19 protein-coding genes and 2 pseudogenes are annotated in these 19,930 nt (G+C 53.8%); 11 read left to right on the forward strand and 10 right to left on the reverse strand.

All coding sequences use genetic code 11. The features are described from left to right. Nucleotides 1-45 precede the first annotated feature (45 nt). The 6 genes and pseudogenes from AC3WK5_RS27905 to AC3WK5_RS27930 all read left to right on the forward strand — a co-directional run. Nucleotides 46-362: pseudogene (locus AC3WK5_RS27905) on the forward strand (integrase core domain-containing protein); the annotation flags it as partial. 279 nt (nt 363-641) lie between these two features. Continuing rightward, nucleotides 642-1,232, forward strand: coding sequence for a fimbrial protein (locus AC3WK5_RS27910; RefSeq protein ID WP_054596195.1), 591 nt, complete (start codon nt 642-644; stop codon nt 1,230-1,232). A gap of 66 nt (nt 1,233-1,298) precedes the next feature. Beyond that, entirely contained in the window at nt 1,299-2,036 is a 738-nt protein-coding gene (locus AC3WK5_RS27915; protein WP_054596194.1) for a fimbrial biogenesis chaperone, read from the forward strand. A 196-nt stretch (nt 2,037-2,232) separates the two neighbouring features. After that, entirely contained in the window at nt 2,233-4,677 is a 2,445-nt protein-coding gene (locus AC3WK5_RS27920) for a fimbria/pilus outer membrane usher protein (protein ID WP_103316246.1), read from the forward strand. Nucleotides 4,678-4,764: 87 nt separating this feature from the next. Further along, on the forward strand, nt 4,765-5,718 hold the full coding sequence (locus tag AC3WK5_RS27925) for a fimbrial protein (RefSeq protein ID WP_158246520.1): 954 nt from the start codon (nt 4,765-4,767) through the stop codon (nt 5,716-5,718). A 232-nt stretch (nt 5,719-5,950) separates the two neighbouring features. Next, nucleotides 5,951-6,132: pseudogene (locus AC3WK5_RS27930) on the forward strand (hypothetical protein). A 158-nt stretch (nt 6,133-6,290) separates the two neighbouring features. Here the strand turns inward: AC3WK5_RS27930 and AC3WK5_RS27935 are convergent. After that, nucleotides 6,291-6,515 (reverse strand): hypothetical protein, encoded by a 225-nt coding sequence (locus tag AC3WK5_RS27935; protein ID WP_103316245.1) that lies wholly within the window; start codon nt 6,513-6,515, stop codon nt 6,291-6,293. Between the two features lie 105 nt (nt 6,516-6,620). Continuing rightward, nucleotides 6,621-6,875 (reverse strand): DUF2790 domain-containing protein, encoded by a 255-nt coding sequence (locus AC3WK5_RS27940; RefSeq protein ID WP_054596190.1) that lies wholly within the window; start codon nt 6,873-6,875, stop codon nt 6,621-6,623. 717 nt (nt 6,876-7,592) lie between these two features. Here AC3WK5_RS27940 and AC3WK5_RS27945 point away from each other — a divergent pair. The 5 genes from AC3WK5_RS27945 to AC3WK5_RS27965 are packed head-to-tail and all read left to right on the forward strand — an operon-like array spanning nt 7,593 to nt 10,934. After that, nucleotides 7,593-8,546 (forward strand): MBL fold metallo-hydrolase, encoded by a 954-nt coding sequence (locus AC3WK5_RS27945; protein WP_054596189.1) that lies wholly within the window; start codon nt 7,593-7,595, stop codon nt 8,544-8,546. Further along, nucleotides 8,543-8,845 (forward strand): hypothetical protein, encoded by a 303-nt coding sequence (locus AC3WK5_RS27950; RefSeq protein WP_103316244.1) that lies wholly within the window; start codon nt 8,543-8,545, stop codon nt 8,843-8,845. The genes AC3WK5_RS27945 and AC3WK5_RS27950 overlap by 4 nt, the downstream gene beginning before the upstream one ends. Beyond that, the gene (locus AC3WK5_RS27955) at nt 8,842-9,675 is read left to right on the forward strand and encodes an MbnB/TglH/ChrH family RiPP precursor modification enzyme (RefSeq protein WP_103316243.1); all 834 of its coding nucleotides are present in this window, start codon (nt 8,842-8,844) and stop codon (nt 9,673-9,675) included. The genes AC3WK5_RS27950 and AC3WK5_RS27955 overlap by 4 nt, the downstream gene beginning before the upstream one ends. Further along, the gene (locus tag AC3WK5_RS27960; RefSeq protein ID WP_054596186.1) at nt 9,672-10,331 is read left to right on the forward strand and encodes a putative DNA-binding domain-containing protein; all 660 of its coding nucleotides are present in this window, start codon (nt 9,672-9,674) and stop codon (nt 10,329-10,331) included. The genes AC3WK5_RS27955 and AC3WK5_RS27960 overlap by 4 nt, the downstream gene beginning before the upstream one ends. A gap of 12 nt (nt 10,332-10,343) precedes the next feature. Beyond that, complete coding sequence (locus AC3WK5_RS27965) at nt 10,344-10,934, forward strand: HvfX family Cu-binding RiPP maturation protein (RefSeq protein WP_054596185.1); 591 nt, start codon at nt 10,344-10,346, stop codon at nt 10,932-10,934. Between the two features lie 453 nt (nt 10,935-11,387). Here the strand turns inward: AC3WK5_RS27965 and AC3WK5_RS27970 are convergent, their stop codons facing one another. The 8 genes from AC3WK5_RS27970 to AC3WK5_RS28005 form a co-directional block, all read right to left on the reverse strand. Then, entirely contained in the window at nt 11,388-12,263 is an 876-nt protein-coding gene (locus tag AC3WK5_RS27970; protein ID WP_081013758.1) for a LysR substrate-binding domain-containing protein, read from the reverse strand. 661 nt (nt 12,264-12,924) lie between these two features. Continuing rightward, complete coding sequence (locus AC3WK5_RS27975) at nt 12,925-13,539, reverse strand: thiol:disulfide interchange protein DsbA/DsbL (protein ID WP_103316242.1); 615 nt, start codon at nt 13,537-13,539, stop codon at nt 12,925-12,927. Nucleotides 13,540-13,584: 45 nt separating this feature from the next. Then, nucleotides 13,585-14,229, reverse strand: coding sequence for a c-type cytochrome (locus AC3WK5_RS27980; protein WP_103316241.1), 645 nt, complete (start codon nt 14,227-14,229; stop codon nt 13,585-13,587). 9 nt (nt 14,230-14,238) lie between these two features. After that, on the reverse strand, nt 14,239-15,468 hold the full coding sequence (sorA, locus tag AC3WK5_RS27985; RefSeq protein WP_103316240.1) for a SorA family sulfite dehydrogenase catalytic subunit: 1,230 nt from the start codon (nt 15,466-15,468) through the stop codon (nt 14,239-14,241). A 177-nt stretch (nt 15,469-15,645) separates the two neighbouring features. Continuing rightward, the gene (locus AC3WK5_RS27990; RefSeq protein WP_054596182.1) at nt 15,646-16,803 is read right to left on the reverse strand and encodes a TDT family transporter; all 1,158 of its coding nucleotides are present in this window, start codon (nt 16,801-16,803) and stop codon (nt 15,646-15,648) included. 495 nt (nt 16,804-17,298) lie between these two features. Continuing rightward, nucleotides 17,299-17,460, reverse strand: coding sequence for a DUF2474 domain-containing protein (locus AC3WK5_RS27995; protein ID WP_081013757.1), 162 nt, complete (start codon nt 17,458-17,460; stop codon nt 17,299-17,301). Between the two features lie 15 nt (nt 17,461-17,475). Further along, nucleotides 17,476-18,483 carry a cytochrome d ubiquinol oxidase subunit II gene (gene cydB, locus AC3WK5_RS28000; protein ID WP_103316239.1) on the reverse strand — a complete coding sequence of 336 codons (1,008 nt, stop codon included), beginning with the start codon at nt 18,481-18,483 and terminating at the stop codon, nt 17,476-17,478. Between the two features lie 3 nt (nt 18,484-18,486). After that, complete coding sequence (locus AC3WK5_RS28005) at nt 18,487-19,926, reverse strand: cytochrome ubiquinol oxidase subunit I (protein ID WP_054596180.1); 1,440 nt, start codon at nt 19,924-19,926, stop codon at nt 18,487-18,489. Nucleotides 19,927-19,930: the final 4 nt, after the last annotated feature.

The raw sequence follows: 19,930 nt of genomic DNA on the forward strand, positions 1-19,930 counted from the left end.
CTGCCGAAGCACTAAACAAGTATCTAAAATCAATTCAACAATCCAGTGTTGCGACGACCGGTTGAATCCGCCCAATATGGCAGCCGTCAGTTTCGCCAACGACTCTGGCGTTACCCCGCATGCGCCAGAGCATGAGCCGTCGTGGAAACTGCTGGGACAATGCCCCGATGGAGCACGGGTTTCGCAGCTTGAAAACTGAATGGATACCGACCGTGGGCTACACGACGGCTCAAGAAGCACACCGAGACATCAGCCATTACCTGAAGCATCGGTACAACTGGATTCGGCCCCATCAATTCAACGGTGGGCTGGCGCCAGCTCAGGCCGAGAAAAAACTTAACGTCGTGTCCGGGATTAGTTGACCACTACATTTCCACCGCACCGGCCTTGACCCCGGCACGCGCCAATACATCCTTGAGCAGCACCCCGGTCCACTGTAACGCGCCCCATTAGACGATTCTTAAAAATCCATTAATTCAATCCACCCTCGCGACGTGCACACGGTTAAATAAAATACCCCCCCTAGACTATCAACTTTGCACTATCAGAATCGTCCCATGGCCGCCACTCACATCCGCACTTAACATTTGGCCTGTGCCCGAAGGACACACTACTTTCGCCTTACTTTTGTGGACAACCCGATGAAAAAGCTTTCGCTGACCTTGTTGACACTTTCAATGCTTGCTGCCGCAGGCCAGTCTTTTGCAGCCGACCCTGTAGTACCGACCAAGGCAGGTAGCGGCACCATCAATTTCAGTGGTGTTATCAACAATGACGCCTGCTCGATCGAAGATGCCGGAATCGGTAAAACCATCTCCGTGCCCATGGGCGACGTTTCCATTAAAGATATGGGCACCGCTTCCGCGCCGAAAGGCAGCGGCAAACTGAGCGCTGAAAACTTTGATATGAAAATCAACTGCAATGCCGGTACTAAGGTGGCCATGATCTTCCAGCCCACTACGGGTGCGGGTACAGGCTTGGTGACTGGTACCAAGGTGTTGAAGTTGATTGATGGTGTCGGTGCGGCGAGAGGTATCGGTATCGCTCTGCTCGACGCCAATGGCGATCAGATCGACCTGAGTTCGCCGACTGCCGCAAAGATTGAAAACACCCTGCAAGACGGTAACGCAACTCTGAAGTTCTCCGCTGCCTACGTCACCACCGGTGATGTCAAAACCGCTGTGGCCGGCCGTGGCGATGCCACCCTGCCGTTCACCTTGCAATACGAGTAATAACCACCAGGGCTACATTGCGCGGGGCTGCATGTCCCGCCTTTATTCACCTAAAGGGCCTTGCACATGTTCAACCGTCGTTTCATCTCCCTCTGCATGGGCTTGCACTGTGCATTCCTGGCCACGCACGCCAGCGCGGGTATTTCGCTGAGCGCCACTCGCCTGGTGTTTGACGGCGAACACAAAGAAGTCAGTATCAAAGTGCGCAACAACGGCGATGATTTGTTAATTCAGTCATGGATCGACAGCGATTCTAACGTCGGTTCGGCGCCGTTTGCCGTCACGCCACCGCTGGCAAAAATCCTTGGCAAGCAACAACAGTTACTTCGAGTGATCTATGAGGGCACCGGTATGCCGGCCGATAAAGAATCTGTCGTATGGCTCAACGTGCAGGAGATCCCTCAAACCTCAACGACAAAGAACACCTTACAATTGGCGGTCCGTCAGCGCATTAAAGTTTTTTTCCGCCCCGCCGGACTGACGGCCAAAGCTTACTTGGCGCCGACACAGTTAATGTGGCAAGTAGCCGAGCAAAATGGACATGCAATATTACAGGTCACCAATCCAGGACTTTATCATGTTTCACTGGCGGAGCTGACGCTTAAATCAGGCGTTATAACCGAGCAGCCCTTCGACTCGACCATGATTGCACCCGGTCAACACAAAAATTTTCCACTTGAAAAGTTGAACAGTTCACACCCCATCAAGTTGGACTTTCTCAGTATCAATGATTACGGCGCGCAAGATCGTTACGTTGCCGATTTGTCACGCGGGACTGCTGTCAGCGCCACCGCCAAGCACTAGCTTACGGTATTCACTTACCGTACATCTCGAACGTTTTGTAATTCAAACATGAATGTATTCTGTCTTTTATCGCTTTATAGGGCTGGGCATGTATTTATACCCACGCGGCAATTCCAACGACGTAAAAAAACAGGATAGTTTGGCTAATGCAGGGCTAAATGCGCTGTCGCTAGCCATTGCCCTCGGCGTGCCTCTAATGGCCAAAGCCGACGCCCCCTCTCTCGCCGAGCCTGCTCAAGTTTCACGGTTCAACACTTCGTTTTTGCAAGGTGCCGGGTCCGACGTGGACCTTGACCTGTTGCTCGTGCCAAACAGCGTGATACCTGGCACTTACCGGGTCGACGTGTACAGCAACGAGGTAATGGTAGGGCGCCGCGATATCGACTTTCGACTGATGTCGACGTCCAATAAAGTCCAAGCATGCCTAACCCTGGATATCATTCGTCAACTGGGCATCGACATGAGCAAGCTCGAAACCGGCGGTCAGCTCAATCCCGACGCGCCGGGCACCTGTTACGATCTGCCGAGCCTGATCGACAAAGCTACCGTGAACTACGACCCCGGCCGCCTGCGGCTCTCCATCACGATACCGCAGGTTGCCCTGCAACGCGGAATGCGCGGCTACGTCGACCCGGCCCTATGGGACGCCGGCATATCGGCGGCCTTCATCAATTACCAGTTGAGCGGCAATCGCAACGACACGGACTATTCCACGTCGATCTCCAATAGTCTCGGGTTGCGTAACGGCATCAACCTTGGCGCGTGGCGTTTGCGCAATGAATCGAACTTCAGCAGCCGTACCGGCGAATCGAATTCGTTCACCAGCAATCGCAGCTACGTGGAGCATGACGTGACTGCCTTGAAGGGGCAGTTCAGCGCAGGTGATATTTTTTCCGACTCGCAGCTTTACGACAGCGTGCGTTATCGCGGCGTAAAACTGAGTTCGGATGAGGGGATGCGCGCCGACAGCGAACGCGGCTATGCCCCGGTTGTCCGAGGCGTGGCGCAAACCAATGCCACCGTCGAGATTCGTCAGGACAACTACATTATCTACACCACCAGCGTGCCGCCGGGCCCGTTCGAGATCAACGATATTTACCCCAGCGGCTCCAACGGCGACTTGCAGGTCACAGTCATCGAGGCCGACGGTCGTCGCCGCGAAACCCGCCAGGCCTTCTCAAGCTTGCCGATCATGGTGCGCAAGGGCCAGATCAAATACAGCGCATCGGCAGGCAAATACAACAGCAACTCCGAAGGGCTGGCCTCGCCGAAGCTCTTCAGCGGTACGCTGGCCTACGGCATCAGCAGTAATCTCACCGGCATTGTCGGCATGCAGTCTTCGGACAACTTCAGTGCGATGTCGCTGGGTATGGGCCGCAATACAACCTTCGGCGCTTTTTCATTCGACCTGACCCACTCCTCCAGTCAGGTACGAGATAGCTCGAGCAAGGGCAACAGCCTGCGCATGCTGTATGCAAAAACCTTCACCGGTACCGATACCAACTTCACGCTGGCCGCCTATCGTTACTCCACCGAAGGCTACCGCACGCTGTCCGAGCATATCGAAGATCAGAGCTATACCGATCAACGGCGCGGTAACTCCAAGACTCGGACAGATTTGACCATCAATCAAAGCCTGGGTCGCAATCAACAGTTGGGCAGTGTCTACCTCAATGCCACTGACCAGCGTTATTGGGGCAGTGGCGGCTCACAAAGCCTGTCCGCTGGCTACAGCAATAGCTGGCGCGACCTGACTTATAACCTGGGTGTGACCCATACCAAGGATGTGGGCAATCGCGGCTCCGCGAATAACGACACTCAGGTCAATCTGTCGCTGTCTTTCCCACTGGGCTCCACGCCTCGGGCACCGAGAGCGTTCATCTCGAGCAGTACGCAAAAATCCGGTAACAGTACCCAGTTGGGCGTAAACGGCTATGTGTCCGAAGACAGCGACACCTACTATTCCCTGCAAGCAGGCAATAGCAGCAATGGCGGAAATACGGGTTCGGCAAGCATCAGCACACACAGCGCGTTTGTAGATGCCAACGTTGGTTACAGCCAAGGGCGCGGCTACAACTCACAAAACCTCAACCTGGCAGGCTCGATCGTCGCACATGCAGGTGGCATCAATCTGGGGCAGACCCTCGGCGAGACCTTCGCCCTGGCCGAAGTGCCTGGTGTACCAGGCGGGGTCAAGATCAATAGCTTCAGCGGCACGAAAACCGGCTCGAATGGCTTTGCCGTGATCCCCAACACCCAGCCCTACCGGGTCAATTGGATCAGCCTGGACACGCGCGACCTTGGCGCCGACGTCGAAATCGAAAACGCCACCCAGCAAGTCGTGCCTCGCCGTGGCGCCGCGGTGCTGGTGCGCTATCTCTCCGAGACCGGGCGTCGCGTGCAATTCGAGTTATTCGACAGCGCACACCGACGCTTGCCGTTTGGTGCAGCCCTGGAAGATGCAAGCGGTAAACAGATCGCCATTGCCGACCCCAATGGCAAGGCCCTGGCACTGGTTCAAGACCCGCGCGCCCTGCTCACTATCAAATGGGCGGACCGGCAATGCCAGGCGACCTATTCACTGCCAGAGCGCGATAAGGCACTGAACTATGAGCGCGTACCGTTGGTTTGCTCGCCCTGAAGTCTGTTCAGAAACCTTCTTCAATCACCCAAGGCTATCGGTGTCTCCATGCATTCTATAAAAGATCACATTGACCGAAATCCAGCGATGAAAAAACTGTTATGCCTCACCTCAATAGCACTGGTCGGCTGCATGAATGACGCAATGGCCAGTTGTTCTTTCAAAAACAATGACAAGCCCCGCGTCATAAATTTTACCGCGCCCAGTACAATCAACGTCCCGGTGGACGGTACCGCATTGACGGTGGTGGACGTACAAACCGCAGGTCCGGCTTCATACATTGTATTGACTTGCTCTCCAAGGGAGGATTCCGGCTTTTTACTGAACCCCTCTCTCGGTGCGCAGCCCGCCACTGGCACTGTATTCCCTTTAAGGGAAAGCGGACTTGATATGAGGCTCAGGATCGAGGGGCTCAGCCCGTTCCATTCTCTAACTGAAAAAAACAGTACTTTCACGGTGGGCACAAATGAAACTTTCAAAGACGGGCCCTACAGGCTGTTCTTGATCAAAAACGGCCCAATCAAACCAGGCGTGACTATTCCGGCGGGCCTACTCGGAACATGGGTTACAACCGGCGGTTTCGAGGTCGCTCGCTTCAATTTGCTGAACCCCATCCAAGTGGTAGCTGCGTCATGTTCGGTCAGCGACGTCAATGTGCAGATGGGTGACAGCTACCAATTGTATGAACTTGAACATCCTGGCGATAGTACGCCACCGATACCTTTCAAGATCCGTTTGAATGACTGCGATGAAGGTATCAACAAAATCCAGCTGTCATTCGAGGCGGTCAATGGAATCGAAGAAGAGAGCAGCGGTATTGTGTCATTGGACAAGCAATCCACGTCCAGAGGCATAGGGTTAAAGCTAACTGACACACTGGGCGGTGCCGTCACAATGAATAAGACCTATAAACTGGGGAGTTATGTAACCGGCAATAAAACCGCAGAAGCCAATTTCAACGCCGCTTACGTCCGAGTTCCGGGTGATATTCAAGCAGGCACGGCGAACACAAGTATCAGGTTCACCATGACGTATCAATAAACCCAAGTAGTGGGGTCAAGTTACTGACCGAGGGTACGGTAAAGAGCCCCTCCTTGCGGCGTTTAGGAATCATCTCATGGCCCTGAGTCAATGGAATGTTCTCCCTTGCTGAATCTGCCCATCTAATCCTGCGGCATGACACACCTACCGGTGTTGAAATTGGCACGGTTTTTTTCACTCCCTGCGTCGATGCTACCGCACTGCCGAATGGCTCACGCTTACAGGTACACAACTGCTGTTCAAAATCAACGAAAACCAGTTCGCGCTGTAAGCTGCCATCATGGAACTTTCAAATGGGGAAGAGAAGCGCGGATCGGCTGAAGTTGCGGACAACGTTCGCGGCGCCTGGCTGCACTTTACCGAAACGAAGAGTTCATCAAGATGACCCTAGCGGTGATGATGGCGCCGAAGTGATTACGAGTGTTTTTGCCTTCAACAACTCAACGCAATCGATTGGCTAGACCCAGATACTAAAAAGCAAAAAAACGCCCGTATTATCGGGCGCTAAATCAAACACCAATCCCAAGTGAGCCGAGTATAAAAGAAGTGAATATCGGGAACGCTTCGAATAATCAGATATCGGGTTGTTGCTTCTGTTCGATAGTGTCTGCTGCGGAAGAACCGTTGTTTTTGGTCTGGGCTGTCAGGGTCTTTTGTGCGGCTTCAGCGTGGGCTTCCACCTGGCTGGCCTGAAACGCCTCCCATCGGGCGCGGGCCCGGTCAGAACCATCTTCGGCAAAGACGGCGACAGAGATAACGGACAATAGGCCGGCAATGACAAGGGTGGACAGTTTCATAGAATAAATTTCCTGAGGTGATAAAGAAGAGTGCCGCTTGGGCTATATGAAATTTATGGATAGCACTTTAGGAAGTGTCATTATTAACAGAGCGTTAAGTGCTCATCAGTTTTCGTTCGTACAACGTCCTTGAACCAGATAGTCCAAAACATGCTCCCGCCCCTGATGATCCAGGTAATCGAGACGCGCGGGAATCACACCGCACTGGTCCGAGATATCAGTAATTGATATGATTTTTGCAACATCCATATGAACATAGAAGCCGGTCTTGTCATGAATCACCGGTGACTTCTCGGTAGTATCGGCAAAAACTGAACCGCAGGTGAGCAAGGTAGCAAATCCAAGCATAAACAATTTCATTAAACTATCTCTCTACTGGTAAGTTTCTTGCTAGCTGATAATTAGCCTACAGCAACTAATCCGACTCAAACATTCTACAAACAGAACAATGGCAAAGTTGTAGTGCAAACTCGCCCACCCTTAAGACTCATGAGGCGTAACTGCATGAGATGTGTATAGGACTAATGAGCCGGACACTCACAATTGGGATACCGCCTAGAAAAGCCTGATTCCCCATCTGGCAAAACAGAATATTGCCTCTGTGAAAAAGGACAGTGGTGCCCCAGAGGGCATTGGTGAGCACAGCGCTAGGACAGCTGTTCCTATAGTGGTGGCTCATCAGTTCGGGGTGAACGGGTGAACGACCTCGCGGGACGAGTTCAGCGCGGAAAAAGGGATGAGAAATAACCATGGTGGTGTCCATTAGCAGGTAATGCGGGATGAGCCGGTGAATGATTCGATTTCATCCTTCCACTCTCACCCGATATGCACGATGACATTTTTCGCATGTACGCCATGCCCTAACGGCATGGCTTACGTTCCCCAGCCCAACGAGAGGGTCAAATCCACCCACACGGCAGCATCGCGCCAATGCATACCAAAAAGGCATGCCACCTATTAAAAACAAGCAATGGTGCATACGTCAGCAGTAGGTGACGATGTGTAACACCTCATTGGTGCTGCTTGGCACCACTCGGTGACTCGCACATTCCACTTCAGTCCGCTTGGAGCCTCACTGTGAAAAAAATCTTGCGAATCGCCACCGCTCTCGGCTTCGCGGCACTCTCCACCGGCACATTCGCCGCTACGACCAGTGCTGACACAACGCACTCCATGGGCATCCAACTGCTCGGCTCTGGTGGCCCCATCTCTGACGACGCCCGTGCTTCATCGGGCGAGATTGTCTGGATCGATGGCAAGTCGCGGCTGCTCATCGACGCCGGCGGCGGTACATACCTGCGCTTTGGCCAGGCGCATGCCCGGTTGGAAGACCTGCACTTCATCGGTATTTCGCACTTCCACACGGACCATAGTGCCGATTTACCCGCCATCTTGAAGGGCGCGTACTTTATGGCCTCGGGCAACACGACCGCACTGGTCGGTCCGGACGGATCTGACTCATTCCCGAGCATGACGGAATTCTTCCATGACACGTTCGGCGCCAAGACTGGCTCGTTTGCCTACCTCGAGGGTCTGCATGATGGCAGTGATGGGTTGAATCTAAAGGTCAGCCCGATTATCAACGTGGATCGTCACGCCGAGAAAGCGTCCCTCGTATATCAAGACGCCGAGGTTAAGGTATATGCCTACGGCATTCCGCACGGTGATGTGCCGACCCTGGCGTTTCGCATCGAAGGCAAGTGCGGCACGATCGTGATCTCAGCGGATCAGAACGGCAGCCGCGCTGGATTCGTCGACTTTGCCAAGGGCGCAGACATTTTGGTCATGCCGGCTGCCATCGATGACGATGCCGACGCCACCTCTAAATTCCTCCATGCAACGCCCACGGTCGTTGGCAAGATTGCCGCAGCCGTCAATCCCAAAATGCTTGTCCTCAATCACTTCATGGGCAGATCCCTGAAGAACAAGGATAGCAACGTCGCAATCATCAAACGCTACTACCACGGCCCGGTCTACGCAGGTCGTGATCTCTCGCGCTTCGAAATGCCATTACCCAGGAGCACCCAATGAAACACACACTCGCGCTATCCATCGCCGTTGCCTCGCTCGCCTCGCTCGCCGTCATCAGCCAGCCAGCTCACGCCAGTGAAACCCCACCACCGGCCATTGCCAAGACCACCAAGGGTGGCGGCAAGTGTGCCAGCGGTAAGTGCGGCACCGAGAAGATCTACGGCAAGGCCAAGATCAATCAGGACCCACAGGATCGATTGGTCCGCACACGTGACGGTAAATGTGGTCTGACTGCTCAAGGTTACGACGTCGCCGAAACGCCCCTGAAGAAGCTCGCAGAAGGGGTTTGTGGCCAATGATCATCCAAGGACGAGGGCTTGGGCTCCGACGTGAGTTTGCCTTGTCTCTCGCCAACGGCCCTATTCGGAATGACTTCGACTTTCTAGAAGTCGTACCGGACAACTGGATGGGGTTGGGTGGAGAGAGCATGGAACAACTCGACGCCATCGCGGATAAATATCCAATGGTGGCACACAGCTTGAGCCTGTCCATCGGCGACGCACAACCGCTGGATATGGATTACTTGAGCGCAGTGAAGACCTTCTTAGACAACTACGACATTGCGATCTATAGCGATCACGTCAGCATGTCACGCGATAGCTGCGGCTACCTTTACGAGCTGATTCCTGTGCGTCGCACGCAGGCAAGCCTGCAGCTTATGGTCGATAAGATCAAGGCAGTGCAGGATTACCTGTCCCGGCGTATCGCGTTGGAGAACATCTCCTACTACTACGATGAGGAGGGACAGATGGCCGAAACCGAATTCATCGCTCGGCTGGTCGACACCTCGGGCTGCGGGCTGCTATTGGATGTCAATAATGCGTATGTGAACGCGCGCAACCACGGATTCGATCCGCGCGCATTCATAGATGCATTGCCGACGGACGCGGTGACCTACTTTCACGTGGCCGGTCATCTAGATAATGGACCTCAAGAGCGGGTCCTGGATACGCATGGAACCGATGTTTCGGCCGCCGTGCTGAACCTGGGTGCTTATGCGGTTCATCGGTTCGGCGAGCAGCCCATTGTGCTAGAGCGCGACAACAATATACCCAGCCTCGACGAGCTATGTGAGGAACTGCGCGGCATCCACCAGGCCATGACCGGCTCGACAGGGAAGCTGCAATGAACCTTCGCATCGCACCAGATGTCGCCAGCGAAGCAGAGCGTCGGTGTCAGGCCGTACGCAGCGGTGATCTCGGCCCGTATGGAGAATTGGTCCGGGCGAACGCGCAAGAGCTAGTCACCACGATGTTCCCACGGTTTACCCAACATCGCGGTGCCGAGCGTCTGCGCCAGGATATCGACGCATTCTACAAATGCTTTGGCGCAACGCGGGCCGAATTCATTCACCTCGCGACCGAGTTTGTCCGCTTCATACAGCCGCGCCTGCCACCGGGTATCGGGCGCCCCCTTATCGAGTACGAATGGATGTTGTTTGACGTTGAGGTCGATAAGACCCCAGTTCCCCGCCCCCATGGGGAGGACGCTCGTCGCCCTACCCGCATTTACCTCAACCCCACCGTGCGATGGCTGGCCACTCCGTTTGATCTGCACGAGGACGACCAACATGCGGCGCAAGCGCCGCTAAACCACGACGCGCCTTATGTCTATGCCGTCTTTCGCACATTCGACCATAGGGTCGTGACGCAACGGCTTTCAAACCACGACATTGCAGAACTGTCCACCTTCACGGGCGGCGAGCGGCTCGTATCTCCAACAGAGTCAGCACACTGGTTCACGCACGCGCTTCGGCACGAACTCATTACTTTACACCACGAATAGTAAGGCATCGCCATGGATAAACTGATCGCACTTCTCAATCGAGGCCTCGAAAAGTCCAAAAAGCTGGATTTCGTAGCGCTACTTTCCATCCGTCTGTATCTGCTACCCACCCTCTACGAGGGCGCCCACGCCAAAGTCACCGGCTTCAGTGGCCTGGTCGAGTGGTTCGCCACTCCGGTGGCCCAAGGCGGTCTCGGCATGCCTTTGCCCACTCTGATGGCCACGCTTGCTACGGGAACCGAAGTAGCAGGGCTCATCTGCATCGCTCTGGGTCTGTTCACCCGCATTGTCACCATTCCGCTGGCGATATTGATGACCGTCGCCGGTTTGTCCGTGCACTGGTCGCACGGCTGGGCCGCGATTGCCGACAAAACCACCGAAGCCAGTATGCGCCTCAGTGGTCTCATGACTTGGCTGCAGCATTCCTTTCCGGGCCGCTTCAACTATGTTACGGAATTGGGTGACCCAATAATCCTCAACAACGGCATCGAATTCACGGTGACCTATGCCGTCATGATTATGGTGCTGTTCTTCTATGGCGCAGGTCGCTATGTCAGCGCAGACCATTGGCTGGCCAAGGTCTTCCCGCGTTGGCCGAAGTGACCATACGGCCAGCGTAGCGGTTCGATTCAATTTAGGACGCGCTACGTAGCCGCGTGGTCAATGTCGCCAGGTATGTCCATCAACGACCGACGACGGGTAACAGCTAAACCCAAGCCGGGTTCTGAGAGTTCCGTTTGAATAGCTTTGGGCTGAGTTCGTTGCTCAGCCCTTTTTTTGTATCTTCACAAAGTTCCAGAAGACACAGAAACGAGAACGCCGATTTGATTGATGGTGTTCGTGCGAGCAAACACATCTGAAAAAAGGCGTTCTCATCCAGTTCGCCAAACGGCTAAAGACTTACTGGCAAGACAACCTAAGTCGGAGTCGCTGACGATGCACACAAGGCAGTTGGAAGGGATAAACAATCGAATCAAGTGATCAAGCGGATGGCTTATGGTTAGCGGGATAGCGAGTCTTTTTCATGTAGAACCTCTATTTGCCCGTCGTTTGCAGTTACTGCTCGAGCAAGGAAAGTAATTCGCGCTCGGCCGGCCCATCAGGTACGGCAGCGCGACGCACAATACTCAACGTTCGGCGAAGCGTGAGCTGCGCGCAAGGTAGAGGGATGAGTACGTCATTGGCCAATTCATCGGTGATACTGATGGAGGGCAGCCAGGCAATGCCGCCGCCATGAATGGTAGCCTGCTTGATGGCCTCAGTGTTGCCAAACTCCATGATTGATCCTTGCTGCACACCAAGATCTTCGAGTACTGCCGCAACCAATTCGCGCGTGCCCGATCCCACCTCGCGCATCAGTAATGGCTCGTCATTGATATCCTGGGGTTTAATGGCGGTAGCATCGGCCAACCGGTGCCACGCGGCTACTACCGGCAACAAATCGTCCTCGCGAAAACTGGTCGCGGTCAAACCATTTATATGCAAAGGACCTTCAATGAACCCCAGCGAGTAGCGCATATCTGCAACGGCCTGAGAAACCTGTTCAGTGTTATTCACGAAAAGACTTACCTTTACACCTGGATTGTTATTGCGAAAACGTGCAAGAACGCGCGGCAATACATATGTACCGATGGTGCTGCTCGCCGCTATGGATAAGTGCCCAATCTTGGCACTTGCGAGTTCCTTCATCGCCAGGTCAGCCGTTCTGGCAATATCAAAGAGTCGATCGGCATATTCGGCAAGAACTTCGCCGGCGTGCGTCAAACGCATACCACGCGGTTGTCGTTCAAAAAGTGTTAGACCGAAGCGCTCCTCCAGTTTGCGCAATTCGCGAGACAAAGCCGGTTGCGAGATGTGCAACGCTTTTGCGCAGGCAGTAACACTGCCTGTTTTGGTAATCGTATGAAAGACTAAGAGATGATGAAGGTTCATATAAGGGAAGAAAGAATGGCCATGAGCGAATGCTAGCGGGTACTCAGTCTATCCAGGATCTGGACGATGCAGTCAGCGCTAAGTGAACAGCGCTGACTTGGCACCATGGCTAAGCAAGTCAAACAACTGCATGATATTATCCTATCCGCTACTCCCTGGACATCAGATCGGTGCACGCCACGACAAACTGGTGAAAAGCTTTGGCGCAATGGTCTCAGTGGCTAGCACCATACGCTGTTTACGACATTACTTCTCGAGGACGTAACGTAAGCCCGCCTTGTCTGTCCCGGATTTGGTGGATAGACCGGGCCCAAGTTTGGTTCACAAACCATGACTAAGCTGTACCAGCGCCGATAGCTGTAGAGTTAAAGGATCAGCCACACCAATCCACTATCTGCTGCGCGGATGCGTGCAACTCGACATCAGGCGTGAGCGATTCCAGATCGGGATGCTGCTGCCGTAGCGTCTCCAGAACCTGTCCATGGCTCTGACGGAACTACGCAAACTGTTCCGTGTAGACTGCAATCGAACCTCTTGCTGAAAGAGCTCCAGCCGGAAGCAGACTAACGGCCTCACCGGTAGTCATGAATAATCGTTTTATGTCGGCCACGTCAATCGATAGCCCCCAACAAAGAACAAACGATGCTGGAGGCTGTACACTCTAATCGTGCAACTTTACCAACTGCGTGAGAGCGGCAGGCACTGCCTCGGGGGAACCCACCATGCTGGCGTCGGTGAAGTATTTGTCATTCACCACAAAACTGGGCACCGCCTGGATTTTATAGCGTTGGGCAAGTTTATCGCCTTGAGCCATCCGACTTTTAACTGCGAATGAGTTGATTTGTTGCTCGGCAACTTTTCTTTCTACGCCGAGCCCAACGAAAAAGTTAGCAATCTCCTCAGCAGTCTCCAGCTTCCCGCCGCGATGCGCTAGTTCAAATAGCGCGTGATTCGTGACGACTTGAATATCAAGGACTTCACCAACATAAAAGGCTTTAGCGTAGCCTTCCCATTGTTTGCTGCCAAAAGTGACAGGAACCCGAGTCAGGACCACGTCATTTCCAGCCTTGGCAGCCCATTGGGTCATGCTCGGATCGAGTTGCCGACAGTGAGAGCAGACATACGAAAAAAACTCGAGCACTTTTGGCGTTTGGCTTACTGGCTCATCCGTCACTGTATAATTCTTTCCAGCCTGTAATGAAATAACCGGGGCCGCCATCCCTATTGGAATATAAAATATCGCAGGCATAATCAAAGCCAAGCAGAACTTACGCATCAAAGTATCTCACTCATTTTATGAATCGAAGTGTATTTGTGACGATCACTGCGCCAGAACAAAGTCCGCCAACTGTTTCAGCTCGGCCGGCTGTAAACCTGGGAATGGTGGCATAGGTATCGCCCCCCAACGTCCAGCGCCACCGTGACTGATGTGATCGATAACTTGCGAAATGGCCTGGGCATCACCTTTGTAGTGCACAGCAACATCGTGGTACGCGGGGCCAACAATCTTTCGATCAATCGCATGGCAGCCGAGACAGCCATTCTGCTCCAGAAGCGCCTTCGCATCGGCAACTTTAGGGTTATCCACTGTATGAGCCACACGTTCGATGGTCTTGATCGCAGATTTACTCTCGAGAGCAGGTTGACCTGAATAAGTAGCGGCCAGGTATTCACCCACCAGCCCTACTTCACTCTCTGAAAGTGGGGCGCCATAAGACTCTTTCATTTTTCTGGCCAGCCCTGTCCACTGTTTCTGGCTGAAGCCGGGTGGTTGATACTCAATATAATCGGCCGAATGACATATTCCGCACTTCTGCTGAGCAACGGAGTAACCCGGCAAGTCCGAGGGGCGCAGGCTGATAGTCTCGGCAGGCAGATTAATTGTTAATGGAGAAGCTACTGCGCAAATCGGAAAGGTACAAAATGCAAACAGCAACGCTTTGTAGTGCTCAAATACACTTTTCATCCTGGAGTCCTATACAACCGTGATCGGGGTGGTTTCAATATTGTTCTTTACATAGATAGCGGGGTTCCACAAGGCTCTCACCGGTTGTTGTTCGCCCTGCCCGTTCGTGGCACGAACTTGCAAACCTACTTTGCCCTTTTCTCGAGGTACCCACTGCAGTGTCCATTCGCGAAATGAGTAATTGCCCAGGTTCTCGCCCAATACAGCCAACTGCCAATTTCTGCCGCCATCTTCAGACAATTCAACTGACTGGATGCCGTGCCCACCATCAAATGCAAAGCCTTTCAAGGTAATGGGCTCGTTAAGCTTCACCTTGGCACCAGGCTGCAAACTGGTAATAAAGGATCGTACTTTCAGCCTACCGATCGGACGGGTTTTGTCTGGTACCGTTCCTGGCGGTACGCATTGGCAATCATTGTCAGGAACGCGGTAGGCCTTTTCCATAAAGTAGCCTTCGAAGGTATGGTCGATGACCTCAATTTCACTTAAATGCTTGACCCAATAGGTACCGAAGTAGCCAGGAACGATCAGTTTGATGGGGTAACCATTAAGGAAAGGGATATCGGTGCCGTTCATGGCCCAGGCAATCATCGGCTCATCGCTAAGCGCCAGATCGATACCCAGTGCCTTGATGAACTCTGGTGTTGTCGGCAATACCGGGTGGTCCAGGCCGCGAAAGGTCACTTGTTTAGCCCCCGCCTGCACCCCAGCCTGTTCAAGCACTGCTTTTAACGGGATGCCCGTCCACCGCGCGTTACCTACCGAGCCGTTACCCAGCTGCGCACCAAATACCCGCGGCGATCCATAACCTCGGCTGTTACCGGAACACTGGTTGACAGCCACTACCTCGACGGTCTTTCCCAACGCCTTGAGTTCCGCGAGGCTCAAGCTGAGCGGTTTGTCCACCAGGCCTTTGATCTGTAGCTGATAGTTGTCCGCATCAATCGAGGTAGGAAGATTAGCGAGGTGGTAGCGAACAAAAAAAGCATCATTGGGCGTCAGTATCGACTCGTTGAACACCGAAAACGGTGTTTCCAGATGCGGTGGACGAGCCGTGACACGCATCAGCGGTCTTTTCTGCGGATAAGCCACCAACTCCCGGGTTCCATTGGCAAAGTCCTGAGCCTCAGTTTCTGCCGCTCGACTATGCAACGGTTTAAATGCAAGCCCCGCAGCTACCAGACTTGCCCCCTGGAGAAAGACACGGCGCTTAATAGTGTTTCTGTTATCAATAGACATAAGTTCTACACTCTCAACACGAATAAGGATCGAAGATCAGACTCTTTACTTTATTTTTCCCAAGCGCTACCAATGGCCTGCTCTACGCGCCTGTTGTTCGTCAGATAGGTAATACAGTAGGCCAAGTTGGTCGCTGACCTCAGACTTGCAAGCCTGAGGCAGCTATTGATGAGTTGACTATTTAGCCAAAGAAGCGATGCATGGCGAGACGAAAAGATTTCCTCGATACGCACCAGCAATCGTCCTGAAAGCCACGATCAACCACAGGACCGCCAACACCAACACCAGGCATCCACCAAAAATACTGAAGAAGCTGGAATGCAGAACAGAGCCCAACTTGAGAGTCGTGACGGCATAGACGCCGATAGGAAAAGTAAACCCCCACCACCCCAGGTTAAAAGGAACACCCGCCTTAAAGTAGCGGATCGTGATTAGGGCGGCCATTGCCATCCACCACAACCCCAGGCCCCAGAAAAGAATGCCGGAAATCAGTCCAATGCCTTGAGCAACCTCGCCAATCCCTTGCAGTCCCTGCGCCGAAAAGATTGCGGGGGCCTCGCCGCCTATGACCAGCATGCCCAGTGCGCCTGTACCAATAGGACCCAGCGATAACCAGCTGGATGCGGCCATGCTTTCGTGGGGAAGTTTGTGCAACGCCATGCGCAACAGCAGGATGACCAGAATGCTCAGCGCGACAGGAACCGAATAGGCCCACAGTACATAGCTGGTAATCAACATAACGAATTGCGCGCCGGTATCGAGCAGGTGCGGAGCCAGCGACCCACCACTTGCAGCCGCTACTTCCGCGGCTACTACTGGCAGCAACCAGACGGCCGTCATTTGATCGATACTGTGTTGTTGACGGGTGAACATCATGTAAGGAATCAGCACACCGCAGGCGAGCGCCATGACGACATCGATCCACCACAGGGCTTCAGCCAGCGGTATGACACCTGTGCCCCAACGAGGAACGCCGAACACCAGAAGACCATTGATAATGGTCGCAAGCCCCATCGGAATAGTGCCGAAGAACATCGAGACCGTGGAGTGCCCGAAGATCTGCTTGGCCTCATCAAAAAACATGATCCACCGAGCCATGTACAGGACACTGAAGGTGCAGAACAGAACGATGTTCAACATCCAGAGCCCTTCAGCAATGGATCTCAAGCCAGGGATGGCTAGAGGAAACTGAGCCAGGGCCAAGGCAAGGATGCCGGTGCCCATGGTCGCGGCGAACCAGTTCGGCGTGAATTGGCGTATCGCCTCCCGTGGTCGGCTCAAATGGCTAAGGGGTTTGGCTCCCGCATTGATAGTTGCGAGATCTCTAAGCGACATGACAATCTTCCTGATGAGTGTGTAATGATCGTGTGCTCATTCTAGGTGATTTTCTTATCGGCTTTTCGCCGTATTATCGTCATAGCTTATCGACTTTACCGATAAGGAATTTTCTACGATGACGTGCTACGTGATATGTGCGAGCCAAACCGGCAATTGTGCCAGAGCAGACTGTGAGCAACGAATAGACAGATTGGGCAATAGTGAGTGCTGATTTGTGCATCATTTGCCTAAATAACAGGGGTATCACCGAGCGTTACTTGAGCAGAAGAAGTAACCTTATCGCCTAAAGACAAAGGTTGCTCACCAGTGCTGTACTGGATGACAACATCCCCCCCTTAACTTCGATTGGTTAATGCTGGTACAGACAAAGTACTTGGCAATGGTGATATCGATAGATACCCCCATGAATGAGTATGAGCTGATAGCAAAGAACAGCCTCCTCGACCCAGGGTCCATTTCCTGAAGAGGCTGTATCCAGCATCGGAAAGTTGGTCAGTGCGACTTCATCCCCGCCGCCTGCATGAACAGTCGGATCAGCATGGCAAACACACCCAGTGCCGCCACGCTGCCCGCATAAATCACCAGCATCCAGCCCAGCCGCTGCCGCAGTAGTGGCTTATGTCCGGCCGGTTCAACAATTGTCTTACTGTCCATTGGAGCGCTCCTCTGCTAGTGGTAACCGTCCTCGTGGGTGACCTTGCCGCGGAACACGTAGTAGCTCCAGAAGGTGTAACCCAGGATGAACGGGATAATGAACAAGGTGCCAACCAGGAGAAAGCCCTGGCTTTGCGGTGGTGCGGCGGCGTCCCAGATCGAGATCGACGGCGGCACGATGTTCGGCCACAGACTGATGCCCAAACCGCTGTAGCCGAGGAAGACCAGCAGCAGGGTCAGCAGGAACGGCGTGTAGTGCGCGTTACGCGCCACCGCCTTGAACAGACCCCAGGTTGTTACCAGCACCAGGATCGGCACCGGCAGAAACCAGAACAGGTTCGACAAGGTGAACCAACGTGAGGCAATCTCGGGATGAGTTATTGGGGTCCAGATACTGACGATAGCGATTACCACCAGTAGCACGAGGACCAGCGGCCGCGCCAGGTCATGCATCAACTCCTGCAACTTGCCTTCGGTTTTCATGATCAGCCAGGTACAACCCAGCAAGGCATACGCGACGATCAGCGCCACGCCACAGAACAGGCTGAAGGGTGTCAACCAGTCCAGCCCACCGCCAGCGAACTGCCGATTGACCACCGGTATGCCGTCGATAAACGCCCCCAGCGCCACGCCCTGGAAGAATGTGGCGACCAGCGAACCACCGATGAAGGCTTTGTCCCATATATGGCGCTTGTCTTCTTTGGCCTTGAAGCGGAACTCGAAGGCCACGCCCCGGAAGATCAGCCCGAACAGCATCAGAATCAGTGGCAGATACAGCGCCGACAGCACCACCGAATACGCCAGCGGGAAGGCGCCAAATAACGCCGCACCGCCCAATACCAGCCAGGTTTCGTTACCGTCCCAGACGGGCGCGACAGTGTTCATCATCACATCGCGGTCACGGTGACCCTTGATGAAGGGAAAGAGAATGCCGATTCCCAGGTCAAAACCATCCATGACCACGTACATCATGATCCCGAAGATGATGATCACGGCCCAAATCAATGGAAGATCAATACCCATGACTCAATTCCCCTTGTTCAGGCTAAGGCTGTGATCACCTTCACCGTTGTCGTCGGCAGCAGAAAGTGGACGAGCCGGCGTACGTTGCTGACCAGGACCTCCGTGGCTGATTTCTGCGCCTTCGTTGGTCTTTGGACCTTTGCGCACCAGGCGCATCATGTAGCCGAAACCGGTCCCGAACAGCGCGAAATACACCACGACAAACAGACCCAGGGTAAGGCTCATCTGTGCCACGCTATGGTTCGACGAGGCATCGGTAGTACGCAGCAGGCCATACACCACCCACGGTTGACGACCGATTTCAGTGGTGAACCAACCGGCGAGAATCGCGATCAGACCGGACGGCCCCATGAACATCGCCAAGTACAGAAACGGGCGGCACTGGTAAAGCGTTCCGCGCTTGCGCAACCACAAGCTCCACAATCCGGTGAAGACCATCAACATACCGAGGCCGGCCATGACCCGGAACGACCAGAACACGATGGTCGAGTTGGGGCGGTCTTCAGGGGGAAACGATTTCAGTGCGGGCACCTGTTTGTCCAGGCTATGGGTCAGGATCAGGCTGCCCAGGTACGGAATTTCGACGGTGAATTTAGTCTTCTCGGCTTTCATGTCCGGCCAGCCGAACAGAATCAGCGGAGTCGCTTCATTACCATGGTCTTGCCAATGACCTTCAATCGCAGCGATTTTCGCCGGTTGATGTTTCAGGGTATTCAGGCCGTGCATATCACCGACCATGATCTGAATGGGCATGACGATCAGGGCCATCCACATGGCCATCGACAGCATGGTGCGGATCGCAGGGTTGTCACGGCCGCGCAACAGATGCCAGGCAGCCGATGAGCCGACGAAGAAGGCGGTGGCAACGAACGCAGCAATTGACATGTGTGCGAGGCGGTAGGGAAACGAAGGGCTGAAAATTACCGCCAGCCAGTCCGTCGGAATCACCTGGCCGTTAACGATTTCGAAGCCCTGAGGGGTCTGCATCCAGCTATTGGACGCCAAGATCCAAAAGGACGATATCAGCGTTCCAAGAGACACCATAACGGTAGAAAAAAAATGCAGTCCTCGCCCGACCCGGTTCCAGCCGAACAACATCACTCCCAGAAAACCCGCCTCAAGAAAGAAGGCGGTGAGTACCTCATAGGTAAGCAGAGTACCGGTGATGGGGCCGGCGAAGTCCGAAAAACGGCTCCAGTTGGTACCGAACTGATAGGCCATAACAACACCGGACACCACGCCCATGCCGAAGTTGACAGCAAAGATCTTCGACCAGAAGTGGTACAGATCACGATAGATGTCGTTACGGGTCTTCAGCCACAAACCCTCAAGAACTGCCAGGTAACCGGCCAAACCGACTGTGATAGCCGGGAACAGAATATGGAACGAGACCGTAAATGCGAACTGCATTCGCGCCAAGTCTAATGCCTGTAGATTAAACATAACT

The organism is Pseudomonas sp. FW306-02-D09B, assembly GCF_058782685.1.

What these genes read in the sequence shown, in the direction of transcription:
- sorA (WP_103316240.1), bottom strand. Translation starts at nt 15,468, where the DNA reads ATGTCTATTGATAACAGAAACACTATTAAGCGCCGTGTCTTTCTCCAG.
- AC3WK5_RS27990 (WP_054596182.1), bottom strand. Translation starts at nt 16,803, where the DNA reads ATGTCGCTTAGAGATCTCGCAACTATCAATGCGGGAGCCAAACCCCTT.
- AC3WK5_RS27975 (WP_103316242.1), bottom strand. Translation starts at nt 13,539, where the DNA reads ATGCGTAAGTTCTGCTTGGCTTTGATTATGCCTGCGATATTTTATATT.
- AC3WK5_RS27955 (WP_103316243.1), top strand. Translation starts at nt 8,842, where the DNA reads ATGATCATCCAAGGACGAGGGCTTGGGCTCCGACGTGAGTTTGCCTTG.
- AC3WK5_RS27910 (WP_054596195.1), top strand. Translation starts at nt 642, where the DNA reads ATGAAAAAGCTTTCGCTGACCTTGTTGACACTTTCAATGCTTGCTGCC.
- AC3WK5_RS27925 (WP_158246520.1), top strand. Translation starts at nt 4,765, where the DNA reads ATGAAAAAACTGTTATGCCTCACCTCAATAGCACTGGTCGGCTGCATG.
- AC3WK5_RS27940 (WP_054596190.1), bottom strand. Translation starts at nt 6,875, where the DNA reads ATGAAATTGTTTATGCTTGGATTTGCTACCTTGCTCACCTGCGGTTCA.
- AC3WK5_RS28005 (WP_054596180.1), bottom strand. Translation starts at nt 19,926, where the DNA reads ATGTTTAATCTACAGGCATTAGACTTGGCGCGAATGCAGTTCGCATTT.
- AC3WK5_RS27980 (WP_103316241.1), bottom strand. Translation starts at nt 14,229, where the DNA reads ATGAAAAGTGTATTTGAGCACTACAAAGCGTTGCTGTTTGCATTTTGT.
- AC3WK5_RS27960 (WP_054596186.1), top strand. Translation starts at nt 9,672, where the DNA reads ATGAACCTTCGCATCGCACCAGATGTCGCCAGCGAAGCAGAGCGTCGG.
- cydB (WP_103316239.1), bottom strand. Translation starts at nt 18,483, where the DNA reads ATGGGTATTGATCTTCCATTGATTTGGGCCGTGATCATCATCTTCGGG.
- AC3WK5_RS27915 (WP_054596194.1), top strand. Translation starts at nt 1,299, where the DNA reads ATGTTCAACCGTCGTTTCATCTCCCTCTGCATGGGCTTGCACTGTGCA.
- AC3WK5_RS27920 (WP_103316246.1), top strand. Translation starts at nt 2,233, where the DNA reads ATGGCCAAAGCCGACGCCCCCTCTCTCGCCGAGCCTGCTCAAGTTTCA.
- AC3WK5_RS27995 (WP_081013757.1), bottom strand. Translation starts at nt 17,460, where the DNA reads ATGGACAGTAAGACAATTGTTGAACCGGCCGGACATAAGCCACTACTG.
- AC3WK5_RS27965 (WP_054596185.1), top strand. Translation starts at nt 10,344, where the DNA reads ATGGATAAACTGATCGCACTTCTCAATCGAGGCCTCGAAAAGTCCAAA.
- AC3WK5_RS27970 (WP_081013758.1), bottom strand. Translation starts at nt 12,263, where the DNA reads ATGAACCTTCATCATCTCTTAGTCTTTCATACGATTACCAAAACAGGC.
- AC3WK5_RS27950 (WP_103316244.1), top strand. Translation starts at nt 8,543, where the DNA reads ATGAAACACACACTCGCGCTATCCATCGCCGTTGCCTCGCTCGCCTCG.
- AC3WK5_RS27935 (WP_103316245.1), bottom strand. Translation starts at nt 6,515, where the DNA reads ATGAAACTGTCCACCCTTGTCATTGCCGGCCTATTGTCCGTTATCTCT.